Annotated in this window: 10 protein-coding genes, 1 tRNA gene and 1 pseudogene; 7 read left to right on the top strand and 5 right to left on the bottom strand. The window is 40.3% G+C overall.

Features of this window, described 5'->3' with window-relative positions; all coding sequences use genetic code 11:
* Positions 1-173: pseudogene (locus tag IWB18_RS12510) on the top strand (cobalamin-binding protein); the annotation flags it as partial.
* 51 nt (positions 174-224) lie between these two features.
* A complete protein-coding gene (locus IWB18_RS11755) occupies positions 225-1,205 on the top strand; it encodes a uroporphyrinogen decarboxylase family protein (protein WP_195683814.1) in 981 nt (326 codons plus the stop codon).
* An 88-nt stretch (positions 1,206-1,293) separates the two neighbouring features.
* On the opposite strand, the gene IWB18_RS11750 is transcribed toward IWB18_RS11755, so the two are convergent.
* The gene (locus IWB18_RS11750; RefSeq protein ID WP_195683813.1) at positions 1,294-2,667 is read right to left on the bottom strand and encodes an MATE family efflux transporter; all 1,374 of its coding nucleotides are present in this window, start codon (positions 2,665-2,667) and stop codon (positions 1,294-1,296) included.
* Between the two features lie 448 nt (positions 2,668-3,115).
* Here IWB18_RS11750 and IWB18_RS11745 point away from each other — a divergent pair, with 448 nt between their 5' ends.
* Together IWB18_RS11745 and IWB18_RS11740 are read left to right on the top strand one after the other, a co-directional pair.
* Positions 3,116-4,306, top strand: coding sequence for an MFS transporter (locus IWB18_RS11745; RefSeq protein ID WP_195683812.1), 1,191 nt, complete (start codon positions 3,116-3,118; stop codon positions 4,304-4,306).
* A gap of 255 nt (positions 4,307-4,561) precedes the next feature.
* On the top strand, positions 4,562-7,177 hold the full coding sequence (locus IWB18_RS11740; protein WP_195683811.1) for a cation-translocating P-type ATPase: 2,616 nt from the start codon (positions 4,562-4,564) through the stop codon (positions 7,175-7,177).
* Between the two features lie 37 nt (positions 7,178-7,214).
* Here IWB18_RS11740 and IWB18_RS11735 read toward each other — a convergent pair whose 3' ends face one another.
* Entirely contained in the window at positions 7,215-7,367 is a 153-nt protein-coding gene (locus IWB18_RS11735; protein WP_195683810.1) for a hypothetical protein, read from the bottom strand.
* An 18-nt stretch (positions 7,368-7,385) separates the two neighbouring features.
* On the bottom strand, positions 7,386-8,531 hold the full coding sequence (locus IWB18_RS11730) for a uroporphyrinogen decarboxylase family protein (protein ID WP_195683809.1): 1,146 nt from the start codon (positions 8,529-8,531) through the stop codon (positions 7,386-7,388).
* 157 nt (positions 8,532-8,688) lie between these two features.
* Here IWB18_RS11730 and IWB18_RS11725 point away from each other — a divergent pair, with 157 nt between their 5' ends.
* A complete protein-coding gene (locus tag IWB18_RS11725; RefSeq protein WP_195683808.1) occupies positions 8,689-9,282 on the top strand; it encodes a TetR/AcrR family transcriptional regulator in 594 nt (197 codons plus the stop codon).
* Between the two features lie 4 nt (positions 9,283-9,286).
* Here the strand turns inward: IWB18_RS11725 and IWB18_RS11720 are convergent, their stop codons facing one another.
* Both IWB18_RS11720 and IWB18_RS11715 read right to left on the bottom strand, forming a co-directional pair.
* On the bottom strand, positions 9,287-10,393 hold the full coding sequence (locus IWB18_RS11720; RefSeq protein WP_195683807.1) for a DUF3810 domain-containing protein: 1,107 nt from the start codon (positions 10,391-10,393) through the stop codon (positions 9,287-9,289).
* A gap of 368 nt (positions 10,394-10,761) precedes the next feature.
* Positions 10,762-10,838: transfer RNA gene (locus IWB18_RS11715), tRNA-Pro, on the bottom strand.
* 330 nt (positions 10,839-11,168) lie between these two features.
* Here IWB18_RS11715 and IWB18_RS11710 point away from each other — a divergent pair.
* The gene (locus tag IWB18_RS11710; protein WP_195683806.1) at positions 11,169-11,927 is read left to right on the top strand and encodes an MBL fold metallo-hydrolase; all 759 of its coding nucleotides are present in this window, start codon (positions 11,169-11,171) and stop codon (positions 11,925-11,927) included.
* 78 nt (positions 11,928-12,005) lie between these two features.
* Complete coding sequence (locus IWB18_RS11705) at positions 12,006-13,421, top strand: sigma-54 interaction domain-containing protein (RefSeq protein ID WP_195683805.1); 1,416 nt, start codon at positions 12,006-12,008, stop codon at positions 13,419-13,421.
* Positions 13,422-13,904: the final 483 nt, after the last annotated feature.

The raw sequence follows: 13,904 nt of genomic DNA, 5'->3' as shown, positions 1-13,904 counted from the left end.
CTACAATGCCTGCACTTAAGCAGACATCGCTTGCACTTAAAGAAGCAGGATTCACTGTAATCGTAGGTGGAGCACCTGTAACACCTGAGTATGCAGCAGAAATCAAGGCAGACGGATACGCTCCTGACGCTGGCAGCGCTGTAACAAAGGCGAAAGAACTGATAAAAGCGTAATCAACGGCTTCTAGACTAAAATGGAAGACCCAAAAAACAGGGGGTATTGAGATGTTAACAAGAAGACAGAACCTGGTTGAAGTTATGAAGGGTGGAAATCCTGACAGATTTGTAAAGCAATACGAGGCTTTTGCAATGATGATGAAAACTCCAATAACCAGATTGAAGCCACCTATCGGTGGAGAAATCGTGAACGAGTGGGGAATTACAGTAAGATGGCCTGAAGGCCAACTGGGAGCATTTCCGGTTCATGACGAAGAGCATAAATTGGTAAAAGATATAACCAAGTGGAAAGATGTAGTAAAAGCTCCAAACGTTATCCACACACCTGAAGAGTGGAAAGAAGCGCAGGAATTGGCAGCAGCAGTTGACAGAAACGACCAATACGTAACAGTATTTGTTGCTCCGGGCATTTTCGAGCACCTTCATTACTTCATGGGCATGGAAGATGCTTTAATGAACTTCTATGAAGAACCTGAAGCCATGCATGAACTTATTGATTTCTTAGTAGAGTGGGAAATCAAGTTGGCTGATGAATTCATAAAATACATGAAGCCTGATGCATTGTTCCATCACGATGACTGGGGCAGCCAGATAAACTCATTCATGTCACCAGCAACTTTTGAAGAGTTTTTATTGCCTGCTTACAAAAAAATCTACGGACATTACAAGGCAAACGGTGTAGAACTTATAATACACCACAGCGACAGCTACGGCGCAAACCTTGTTCCTTTCATGATCGAAATGGGCATGGACATCTGGCAAGGTGTAATGACTACGAACAACACTCCGGAACTTATTAAAGAGTACGGCGGCAAATTGACATTCATGGGAGATATCGACAGTGGAGTAATTGACTTCCCAGGCTGGACTCAAGAGATCGTTGCAGAGAACGTTGAAAAAGCTTGCAGAAGATGCGGAAAGCTTTACTTCATACCAGGAGCGAGCCAAGGTCTTAACATAAGTTCATTCCCAGGGGTGTACGAAGCTACAGACGCAGAAATCGACAGAATGAGCAAGGAAATGTTTTAAAACACATCACGACCTGAAAAGTTGATACATAAAAAAGATACAGCCTGGAAAGTTCCGGGCTGTATTTTAGTTTTAAAAAAAACTCGAACTAGTGGACCGTAAGATTTTTGATCCATTTCTTGGATCTAAGTCTCAACAACCCCAAAATGCATTTGACGATTTCCTCTGCAAAGGCCATGGCATAAACCAGATGTACCGGCAATTCAAGAACGAATGCTCCAAAAACAACCATGGGAACACCAATAAACCACATGGTAAATCCTTCTATAAGCAAGGCCATCCCAGCATCTCCTCCGCCTCTTAAAATTCCTACCACCAACATGATCCCCACTACCCGAATCACAAAAATGCCGCTTATCATATAGAGTATGGATTGAGCACTGTATTTTACCGAATCCGAAACATTAAAGAGTTTTAAAATTTGCGGGGACAGAATTGCCAGTATGGATCCCATGAGTATGCTGGTTGCTATTGCCGTGAATATGAACTTTTTTGAATAATTCAAGGCCTGGTCGTTGTTGCCTTCACCTATACTGTTGCCGATCATTACGGCGGCTGCGCTTGATAATCCGAATGCAAGGACCATGAACAGGTTATTGACCGTGTTTCCAATTTGCACTGCTGCAACTGCCTGTGTGCCCATTCGACCGTAAACACCTATGTAGACCAGGCTGGCAAGTCCCCAGAACATGTCATTTAAGATAACGGGAGTTATAGTTTTATAAGTGCGTTTCAAATAGGCCATGCTCCAATCGGTCAATTCTCTTATGGTTGCTGATAAAGGGCCTCCTCCCGTGTAAATGACCATTACCAGAATTACGGCTTCCACGGTACGAGACACTAAAGTTGCTACGGCGGCTCCTTCCACCCCAAGGGCCGGAGCACCTAATTTTCCAAATATCAAGATATAGTTTAAAGAAACATTGCAAATCAGGGCTATGATGTTTACGATCAGAGGTTTGGTTGCCTCTCCTACGGATCTGAGGGAGAAACTGTACAAAAAAGTTAAGCCTGTAAAAAAATATCCGAAGATAACTATCGTCAAATACTTTGATCCCAGATCCAAGACCTGGGGATCTTGATTGAACAGGGAAATAACTCTTGCAGGCATCAATACGCCTATAACGGTAAATATTGAGGCAAGCACAAAAACGGATGATATGGAAACACCCAAAATCCGTTTGATATTTTTTAAATCTCTTTTGCCCCAATACTGAGAAATGAAGACGCTTGCCCCGCCGCACAATCCTATGAGAAGCATCATATAAAAGAAAAAATACTGATTTGCGATTCCAACTGACGCTATTGCAGTTTCACCCAATTTTCCGACCATGACGGTATCCACCATATTCAAAAAAGATGACATGAAGCTTTGTATCATAACGGGAACGGCGATGGTGAGCATCGATTTATAAAAAGCCTTGTTACCGCCATCTGATGTTGATTTATTTAAAGTGTTCATGATTCCTCCGTAATTTCTAAAATTCTATAGTCACAATGGATATCATATTACAAAGGATACTGTTTGTAAATCGTTAATGGCCAAAGAAAAAATTTCAAAAAATAATTTTGTAAAAGAGGGGCATAAAACAATTGCGTGATCACCAGACCAAGTCGTATCAATGTTTTCAGTGAAAATCAGCTTGAAATTTATAAAAAAATAACTTATTAAAATTTATATTGCTACATTTAGGAAATTGGTGTATACTTAAATTGATATAAAGGTTCGAATATATAATTTGTAAAGCGTTATAAAGTTTGCAGGTTGTATAGGATTTAAAGCGAGGAGGAATGCCCACAAAAATGAAAACGACTACAAAGCTGCGCGATCATCACTATCCAAAGAGGATCTGTTTTGAAAACGGATTCGGTTGGCAACAAAAAATCATCTTGTAAGGAGGAAATAGTTAATGAAAAATACTAATAAAGCTACATTAGTATCAGTAATGTCAATCTTCTTTATCGCAATGGGTATCGGTACCATCACCCCTGCCATAGCGGCAATTGCGGGCGCATTCCCGGATGTACCTTTTACTACAATATTATTGGTTTCTACTTTGCCTTCATTATTGATAATCCCATCCACGCTTATAACCGGTGCGGTAGTAGGTAAACAGGTCAAGTTTAAAACGCTTTCGCTTTTGGGCCTTGCCTTGTTTGCATTGGCAGGTATGGCACCAGCTTTTTTAAACTCCTCTTTTACACTAGTATTAGTGTCCAGAGCAGTTTTTGGTATTGCACTTGGAATTATCTCACCACTTGGAAACGCCATCATCATGGGCCTTTACGAAGGTCAGGAAAGAGCCAACTACGTTGGTGTGGGTGGTTTGATGATGAACATCGGTGGTATCGTTCTTCAATTTTTAGGTGGAGTATTTGCAGACATCTCCTGGGAACTGTCATTCCTTGGCCATGCTCCTGCAATCATTTCATTCTTCTTGGTATTATTTTTCCTTAAAGAGCCTGAAGCTCCTCCGGTAGATCCGAGCCAACCGGTAGTAAAAGACAAAATGCCAGCATTCGTTTGGGCCTTGTCCATAGTATTCGGATTTTTGTTGCTTCTTATCTATCCGATGCTTGTTAACTTCTCTTCTATCATGATAAATGTAAAGCAAGTAGGAGACTCTTCAACTGCAGCCCTGGCCCTTGCAATGTACACCGTTGGTGGTGCATTGGCAGGAGCGGTTTTCGGTAAACTGTACGCAAAAGTAAGAAGATTCATAATACCTGCAGGCCTTATAGGCGGTGCGGCAGGAATAGCCATGATAGTGTATGCAAACAGTGCAATGATGATGATTGGCGGTACTCTTGTCGCAGGTTTGTTCTTCATGTTGACCATGCCTGCAGCTGCAATGCTTATAGGAATGAAAGTCAAACCTTCTCAAATAGCAATGGGCATGTCCATCATGATGGCGGTAATGAACATCTTTGCTTTCTTGTCAACATATTGGATAGGTTTCGTAGGTAATGTTACGGGAGACGTATTCTTAGGACCCCTTAAAATTGCAGTAGTAGCATACCTCGCTCTGGGTGTTGTATTCCTTTTCTACAACCCATTCCCTGCTGATGCACCTGCGCCTGTTGCACCACAAGCAGAATAAAAAATTTTACATGAATGAGGGCATGCTTTGGAGCATGCCCTTTTTTATGGATACGTGCCTGGATGATCGATCATGTTTCACCCATAAATGAATAAGGATGAAGAAAAGTTTTTAAAGTTCCGAAAAATATTGGAACTTTTTGTTTTTTGTCATTTTGATAAAATATCACTGATGATTTATTTGATCGAAAGGTTTATACTGGTATTAGACGGTATTCAAATATTCATTTTTCAAGTGAGATTGGGAGGAATTAAATTGGCAGCGTATAATAAAAGGCTTGATGAAGTCGTAAAAAATCTTGAATCTGATATAGACAAAGGACTGTCAGATGTTCAGGTTTCTGAAAAAAGAGAAAAATTTGGGCTGAACAAGCTGCAGGAAAAGAAGAAAAAGACAAATTTTCAAAGATTCATAGATCAATTCAAAGATGTCATGATCATGATATTGTTGGCTGCGGCTGCTATTTCTTTTGCGGTTGCGATCATCGAGCAAGAAGCAAAAGAGTTTTTTGAACCTGCATTGATCCTGTTCATAGTTGTTGTTAATGCGATTTTGGGTGTACTGCAGGAGAGCAAGGCGGAAAAAGCCTTGGAAGCACTGAAAGACTTGTCGGCTCTCCATGCAAGAGTAATAAGAAACGGCGAAGAAAAGATGGTCGATTCTACCGAATTGGTTCCCGGTGACATTATAAAACTGGAAGCCGGAGATTTTGTGCCTGCTGACGGGAGATTGATAAAAACGGCCAGTTTGAAAGTGGACGAATCTGCATTAACAGGTGAATCAGTGCCGTCGGAAAAAGACAGTAGAGTCGAATTGAATGGGACTGTAGCCGTTGGAGACAGAAAGAATATGATTTTTTCGGGCTGTGGAGTAACTTACGGCACAGGAGTCGCTATAATAACAGGCACCGGCATGGATACCGAGATGGGAAAAATAGCAAACCTGCTGGATGCAGAAGAAAGTGATCAGACCCCGCTTCAGAAAAAACTGGCGGAACTTGGCAAATATCTTGGAATTTTGGCATTGGCGGCTTGTGGGATAATTTTTGCCATAGGGGCCATAAACGGACTTCCCATTATGGAACTATTTATGACGGCTGTTTCTTTGGCTGTTTCTGCGATCCCGGAAGGTCTGCCTGCAATAGTGACCATAGTGCTGTCAATCGGAGTTCAACGAATGGTAAAGAAGAATGCCATAATCCGAAGATTACCGGCTGTTGAAACACTGGGAAGCGCTTCCATAATATGTTCGGACAAGACCGGAACTCTGACGCAAAATCAAATGACCCTCGTAAAGGCTTATGTAGATGGAGAAGGAGAACTGGAAGATATCTCGGACAACAATTCCGATAATGTGAGAAAGCTGTTGACGTACAGCGTTCTTTGCAGTGACGGATCCATAATCATGGAGGAAGGCAAGGTCAAGCATATAGGAGATCCTACAGAAACCAGTATTATCCTTGCTGCACATAACAACGGAATTTATAAAGACGAAATTAATGAAAAATATACGCGATTGGGAGAGATCCCATTCGATTCTGACAGAAAACTTATGACAAGCATAAACGAGATCGAGGGCAAAAAAATCGTTATAGTCAAAGGAGCTTTCGATGTTCTGGCCAAACTGACGGTAGAAGGCGATATTGAGAAAGCTGAAAAATTAAATGAAGAAATGAGTAAAAAAGCCCTCAGGGTATTGGCAGTAGGATACAAGGAGATAGAGGAAATACCGGAAGAACTGACCAGCCAAAATATTGAAAACAACCTGACATTCATGGGGCTTGTTGGAATGATAGATCCTCCAAGACCTGAAGCAAAAGATGCAGTAGCGGTATGTAGGCGTGCAGGGATCAAGCCCGTCATGATAACAGGAGATCACGTGATCACAGCATCGGCAATAGCAAAAGAATTGGACATTTTTCAAGAAGGCGACAAGGCTATTACAGGGGTCGAGCTTGATGATATGACCGATCGAGAATTTGACGGGATGCTGAAGAAAATTTCCGTTTATGCCCGGGTATCACCTGAGAATAAGATCAGGATAGTAAAGGCGTGGCAGCGTCAGGGACAGGTAGTGTCAATGACTGGTGACGGGGTAAATGATGCCCCCGCACTCAAAGCCGCAGATATAGGATGTGCAATGGGTATAACCGGTACGGAAGTTGCAAAAGGCGCTGCCGACATGACACTGACAGATGATAATTTCGCCACTATTGTTGACGCTGTCAGAGAAGGAAGGGGAATTTATTCCAATATCAAAAAAGTGGTTGGATTTCTTCTCGGTACCAACATAGGTGAAGTGTTTACAGTGTTTTTTGCCATGCTTTTATGGCACAGGACACCGCTATTGTCCATGCAACTATTATGGATAAATTTGGTTACGGATAGTCTTCCAGCAATAGCTTTGGGTATGGAAGCGATCGAAAGCAATGTAATGGACAAAAAGCCAAAACCCAAAGAAGAGGGCATTTTTGCCAATGGGTACGGAATAAGGATAATACTTCAAGGTGGAATGTTCGCCATACTTACCTTGTACGCTTTTAAACTGGGAGAATCGGTCACAGGGCAGTTGATCGGCGGACAGACCATGGCATTCATAGTACTGGCAATGTCCCAGGTGGTTCAGGCCTTCAATATGAGATCCGCATCTTCATTGTTTAAAATAGGACCATTTAGCAATAAAAAGTTGAATCTTGCCGTACTGATCTCAACGGCCCTGATGGCATTGGTGGTCTTTACACCGGTTTCCGTTGCATTCGGTTTGATCTATCTGCCGATAGAATTGTATTTGACAGGATTGGGATTGTCACTGGTTCCCTTGGGCGTAATGGAGTTAGCCAAAGCCGTGGGACTTATCAAGGCTGAGTTATAAGAAAAGCGAAGAGCTGAGCTCTTCGCTTTTATACTTTTTAACTTATCAAAAACATTGTGAAAGCGAAGAACAACTCTTCGGTTCCTTGAAGATCCCCGGCAGCAAAGGGGATGGATTCTGGTATCAGGTCGTATTTTTCAATAGCTTCATCCATGGATGTAAAATATTCGGATTTAAATTCATTGCTCATGTTAGGTATCCTCCTTATTTAATAGACCGCATTTTCTTTGACGTAAGTACAAACGGCTTTCATATTTTCCGGATTAACATCGTTGAGTCTAATTATTGCCTTGTCAAAAGCGAATACGAAGTTGCCGCCGGGAGCCAATATATCGATCAATTCTTTTGCGTAATCGATGCATTCCTGTTTTGTTCCGTTTCTCAACATGGACAATGGATACAAGCCGGAAATAATGTGCTTGTCTCCCAAACGTTTTTTAATATCTTTAGGATCGCCGTATTCGAAAAGCAGAAGCTGTCCTGCCGGCAATTCGCCCAGATAGTCAAGGAATCGAGTATAGTCCTGCTCTACAAAAATATTTGAACCGACATTTTTTTCATCCAGGGCATCTACAAAGGACTTAAAGGTAGGCCAGTAGAATTTTGCAAAATCCTTTTCCCGAAGATATGGTCCCATGTGAAGGGGTATGAAGGTACGATTATATTTGCTGGCGCCTGGACCAAGACCGGTTTTAATAGCCAGTGGCAAAAGAGCATCGCACGCGGCTATAACCTTATCCGGAAGTCGGCGAATATCCGAGCTGATTCCGGTGAAAGATCGAAGTTGGTCTGCCAGTGTGTCAAAAGGAACAGTTGCAGCTCCGGCAGCCAGTGAATATGTTGCCTTTCCATACTTCTCGGCAACACCGGCATATCCTTGTCCCAAAGCACCCATGGTGCTGAAGAACATAAAGAAGGCTTTGGTAAGAGCTCTGCTGGCTGTAAATTTGTCTTTTCCAAGTTCAGCATATTGCCTTGGTAGTACTTTGTCCCAGATTGTTTTGTAGGCATCGGCAATCAAGTCGTCATATTCTTCTACATCAAGCCCGTGGACATTTGGATGCTGGATAAAACCGTCGCTGCCCATTACGAAATTTCTCGCTCCCAATGTTTTGTACAGAGACGGTAAACGAAGCATCATTCCCATGACCACGTCACTGTCAAAATCCTTGGTTGTAGCATCGATAGCTTCAAGGTTTTTCTCAACGCTGAATTGGTCTGTGCGCAGATCCATGCCGGCATATTCCAAAGAAAATGCGTTGTCCACGTTGACCATGATGGGGACCCTTTTGGGGATCTTGCCATCATAAACATCTTCAAACAGTTTGTTCTTCTCTTGCGATTGTGGATTCATAAACGATTGCGACCTCCTTGTTTTGAACACAGTCAAGCATTCAAAATTTTATTTGATTACATTTTATAATATTGTATAATGATAAAGAAGAACAAAATTGCACACTATGTCGAATTTTACTTAAAAATAAAATTAATTTTACATAAGGAGTCGCTTTATGGGGTACAATCTTGAAAAACAGCAGCGTACGAAAAAAAGCATGGAGGATGCATTTATCCAATTGTACAAAAAAAATACCTACGAGAAGATAACTGTAGGGAAGATATGCAGGCTGGCCGGAATACACCGAAGCACCTTCTATTTGTACTACGGAAACATGGAGATGATGCTTAGAGAGTTGGAAAACAGGCTTTTGGAACAGATGCAGGAATTCAACCACGCGTTGAAGCCCTTTGATTTCAGAAATACAAACCACGATGGCCGTGCAATTAATTCACTGCTTCCCATGGTAAATTTTTTTATGGAAAATCGAAGCACCTTTGTAGTCTTGATGTCATCACAGGGGGATCCATACTTTCATCGAAAAATGAAGAAATGGCTTTGGGAGGGATTGGTTTGGTCTTTGTATAGAGGGAATTTCAGCATGGGCCCATATCAAGAGTATGTGGTGGAAGGATTGGTCAGTGCTGTCTTTACCATGCTGCATCAGAGCCTTGAAAAAGAGAAACTAAAACCTGAAGAGATTGCAAGACTAATTGTAAAGACGATTTTTGGTTCCCCATTCCTGGAGATTGGAAAGGGGATGGAGTAAAGTTCTATTGTAAAGTTTTGGTGGGATTGACCCCACGTTCATAAGCCAACAGCAGATCCACCATGCGACCGTAGCTGCGGATCCCGTCTGACTGCCTGTTTAATACTAAGTATGAATTATTTGTCTTGTTTGAAAATTCCCAGACCTTTCCATTATATTTATTTCTATATTCTACGTAAGAATCTATATCTCTGTTCATACCTTCGCTGTACTTCGATCGGACGACTTGCCACTTCTCCGGAGAGTAGTAATTTAACTGGCTCATGGAGTAGCCGAGAGCCAGCATGGTTCCAGAATACTGAAAATCCACATCAGGATGGCTTTTGCATACCAGGTATGATATAAAATTTGCCTCGTCTTCCCTGGCAAAACCCCGTTGGTGGGCCATCTCATGAACAGTGGTGGAAGGCAGCATGTAATCGGGGATGTTCGTGTTTATATTTGCCTCTCCCGTCAGGGGGAAATACATGCCGCTGGTTCCGGTGTAGGACCAGTATCTGGATAAGAAGACCTTCTTCGGAGTTCCAAAGTCACCTGACAATTGCGGGTACGCAGATGAGATCAAGTCAAATCCAGACTGCGTTCTTGCAAACATGTCATCGATGCCGGAAGTCAGCTCAAATGATCCAAGACTGTCTTCATCCAAGTTTTTTCTTAAGAGTGAAGCTTTTTCAGTCAAGTCCAAACATAATTCGTAAAGATCATCCACATCTGATGGTGAGATATGGATTCCTGCCAGATCCGAAAACGCCGATCTGGAATAATTAAGACCCCACATCAACTGAAAACATATGAATAGACTTAATAAGATGATAGCGAAGTTTTTTCCCAACTTGATCAAATGCGAAGTTCTATTTCCCGGGTAATAAAGTAGGATCGGAAAAATAGATAATGCAGTTGCAGTTATTCCAACAAAAAACAATACAACAACAACTTCAGCCACTGAGAATGGTATCATTCCGAACAGTCGGCTTATAGGTGTCATGGCAATTTTATAAAACCAACTGGAGTAATATCTCTCAACCAGCCCTTGATCGTTAGACAACAAAAAAAGCAATACTGCAACCAGGGCGAGTAAAATCAAATATACGTTCTTTTTAAGAAGTTTCATGACAGACTACCTCCCATAAATAGATTATAGCACTGTGGTGACGATGGAACCACCCCATCCAGGCCATCGGTTCAAATGGATTTACATGCAATAAAAAAAGGACTTCTAAAAGTCCCTGTAGCCCTTGATAATGGTCGGAGTGAGAGGATTTGAACCATCCAGCCGTCGCAAGCTCCTCAAAGGGGGCTTCTGCCCCCTTATGACGGACATTTTCGTGACAAATGTCCTGTTAACCCCCGGAAATGTAGATTCGCCTTTGGCTAAAATGGGGAAAGAGTCCTTCCCCAAACCCCATCCAGGCCATCGGTTCAAATGGATTTACATGCAATAAAAAAAGGACTTCTAAAAGTCCCTGTTGCCCATTGTAATGGTCGGAGTGAGAGGATTTGAACCTCCGGCCTCTTGGTCCCGAACCAAGCGCTCTACCAAGCTGAGCCACACCCCGGTGTAAGAAATATTTTAACATAGTTAAGGACGGAATAGCAATAGTGTTATACAGCAAATTTATACATAATCATTAAATTGAGAGATGGCTGAAATTCGCATCTGTTATATAAATTGAAGTATTTTGAAGCGGGTTCTTTTATGATGGATTTGGAAAAAAGTCAATGAAGATATGTAAGTTTACAGGTGGCATTATCACAAATTAACGACACACTGACAATTTTAGAAACTTGACTTTATATATAAAAGGTTTATATAATAGTGTCAATTCAAAACTGGATATGAAAAGCATCTTGATGCGAAAATAAGATGTAATACAAGGAGTGATTTGATGAGTTTTATAGACCTCTCAACAACAAACATGAAAGATGATGACATAGCAATTTTTTGGTTGGGTCAAGCTGGATTTTTGATAAAAGACAATAAAAATACGACTGTAGTTATAGACCCCTATTTATCAGATTGTGGGGAAAGAATTAGAGGGTTTAAACGCTTATCTCCGAAGCTCATCACGCCACAAGAATTACAGGCGGATGTTTATATCACAACGCATAATCACTTCGATCATTTTGATTATGATACTATCCCTATTGCCTCTTCTAATGCAAAAACCCAATTTATGGGACCAAAATCATGTGTGGATTTATTTTTAGAAATGGGGATAAAAAAAGAAAAAGTTAACTTATTGGCACAAAACAAACCGGTCGCTCACAAAGGAATAACTATACAAGCTGTATTTGCGGATCATGGAGCCTTGGCGCCTGATGCAATCGGAATTTTATTGACCATGAAAGATAAAAAAATATATATTGCAGGAGATACGGCATACCGGCCTGACAAAATACAAGATGCCATAGATTTTGAGCCGGATGTTATAATCCTGTCTATAAATGGAAAGTTTGGAAACTTGAATCCTGAAGAAGGAGCAAGATACGCAAATTTATGCAATGCAAAAATAGCCATACCATGTCATTTCTGGACATTTATCGAACACGGAGGAGATGTACAATCCTTTAGCGAAGAGATGGAAAAACATGCACCAAAATGCAAAGTGAAATTCATGTGCCAAGGCGAAAAATTTATATATTGAAATAATAAAAATTTAAAAACGCTTTCGGGACTAATACATTTTTGTTGCTCTAAGTAGAAAAAGGAGGTAAATGTACACTTGAAAAATTCTTTTAAAAAGAACGGCATGCAACTCGACCTGCCGGCAGAAATAATTCAATTTCTTGAATCGTCATATGATGGTATTTTCATAACTGATGGAGAAGGAATGATTTTATATACAAACTACGCCAATGAAAAAGTTTCCGGTTACACTAAAGAGCATGTACTAGGTAAAAACATTCAAGATTTAGCCAAGGAAAAGTGGTTTTCGCACTCAGTGACTTTAGATGTTTTAACATCAAAAAAACGTGAAACTGCCATGTGCACTAATTATGTTACAAACAAACAGGTGATAGTAACTGGAAATCCGATTTTTTCCAAAGATGGTGAATTGAAATATGTTTTTAATAATATCAGAGATATTACAGATTTAGTGGCGCAAAAGAAACTCCTTGAGCAGAAAGAGAAATTTATAGAACAACAAAGCCACGAATTAGAACATCTAAGGGCGCTTCAATCTAAAATGAAAAAAAAATATATCGTACATAGTGATAACATCAAAAAAGCATTTCAATTAGCTAGACATGTCGCAAAATTTGATTCGACAGTTTTGATTTTAGGAGAATCTGGTACGGGGAAAGAAGGTATTGCTGAAATAATCGTTGATTCTGGAAACCGAAGCAAGGAACCTTTTATTAAAATAAACTGCGGAGCCATTCCTGAAAATCTTCTGGAATCAGAACTGTTTGGGTACGAAAAAGGAGCTTTCACCGGCGCTGATCCAAAAGGTAAAATTGGAAAATTCGAACTTGCTCAAGGTGGAACTATTTTGCTTGATGAAATAGCAGAACTCCCCCTGAACCTTCAAGTGAAGTTATTGCGAGTGCTGCAGGAAAAAGAGATAACTCGTGTCGGTGGCACCAAGACGATCGAACTTGATGTAAGAGTTATTGCCGCTACAAATAAATCTATCATAGATATGGTGGAATCTGGGACATTTAGAGAAGACCTATATTATAGACTCAATGTAGTGTCAATTAATGTACCATCTCTAAGAGAGCGTGTAGAAGATATCAAACCATTAATAACCCACTTTCTTGAAATGTTCAATAACAAACATAATTTAACTAAATCAATTTCCAATGAAGTTTATGATGTCTTATGTAAATATAGTTGGCCTGGAAATGTTAGAGAACTTGAAAATGTAACAGAGAGTCTTATAATACTTTCGCAGAATCAAATAATAACTCAGGATGATTTGCCAAATAAATTGATTGCCAATACTATGAAAGTAAATTCTACAGTGGAAGTGAATGAAATCATACCATTGAAAGACGCAACGAGCCATCTTGAGAAACAATTAATAATCAAAACTATAGCCAAACACGGTAGCACGAGAAAAGCGGCAGAAGTTTTGCAGGTGGACCAATCTACGATAGTTAGAAAAATAAAAAAATATAATATTGATATTTGAATTGTTTGACATCTGTTGACCAGCCTAAAATATAAAATATCTTGAAATATACCTATAATGCTTCAGTGCGTTGTAGGTATATTTTTATATTAGAGTGCATGTGCTTGAACATGCGAATTTGCATACGGTTTGTGCAAAAATGCATCAATATTAGACACGGAAGATGTTTTCTGGCTATTTAAAGCGTATAAAAGACGATTAAATTTTTTTTATTCTTGGATTTAAAGTAAATTCAGCAAGTAAAGATGATAGATGCATTATAAAAATTGCAAAATAGAGTTATTTTGACTCGGGGACTACCAAGATATATCCCCACTGAATAACTTAAAGCATATAAATAAAAAAGTCAGATAAATTGCATATAGTCATCGGATAGAGCACCCTTTTTCATAGAATAGAGCCACTTCATCCATCAAATAGAGCCATGATTTTCTTGGCAGGGCCATCACAGATGTGACAGCCCAAGCCTGTTATTTAATACCG

The sequence above is a fragment of the Alkalibacter mobilis genome (assembly GCF_015594845.1).
Lineage (GTDB): Bacteria > Bacillota > Clostridia > Eubacteriales > Alkalibacteraceae > Alkalibacter > Alkalibacter mobilis.
This window is presented reverse-complemented; position numbering and strand designations above follow the sequence as displayed.

What these genes read in the sequence shown, in the direction of transcription:
- IWB18_RS11755 (WP_195683814.1), top strand. Translation starts at nt 225, where the DNA reads ATGTTAACAAGAAGACAGAACCTGGTTGAAGTTATGAAGGGTGGAAAT.
- IWB18_RS11750 (WP_195683813.1), bottom strand. Translation starts at nt 2,667, where the DNA reads ATGAACACTTTAAATAAATCAACATCAGATGGCGGTAACAAGGCTTTT.
- IWB18_RS11745 (WP_195683812.1), top strand. Translation starts at nt 3,116, where the DNA reads ATGAAAAATACTAATAAAGCTACATTAGTATCAGTAATGTCAATCTTC.
- IWB18_RS11735 (WP_195683810.1), bottom strand. Translation starts at nt 7,367, where the DNA reads ATGAGCAATGAATTTAAATCCGAATATTTTACATCCATGGATGAAGCT.
- IWB18_RS11730 (WP_195683809.1), bottom strand. Translation starts at nt 8,531, where the DNA reads ATGAATCCACAATCGCAAGAGAAGAACAAACTGTTTGAAGATGTTTAT.
- IWB18_RS11725 (WP_195683808.1), top strand. Translation starts at nt 8,689, where the DNA reads ATGGGGTACAATCTTGAAAAACAGCAGCGTACGAAAAAAAGCATGGAG.
- IWB18_RS11720 (WP_195683807.1), bottom strand. Translation starts at nt 10,393, where the DNA reads ATGAAACTTCTTAAAAAGAACGTATATTTGATTTTACTCGCCCTGGTT.
- IWB18_RS11710 (WP_195683806.1), top strand. Translation starts at nt 11,169, where the DNA reads ATGAGTTTTATAGACCTCTCAACAACAAACATGAAAGATGATGACATA.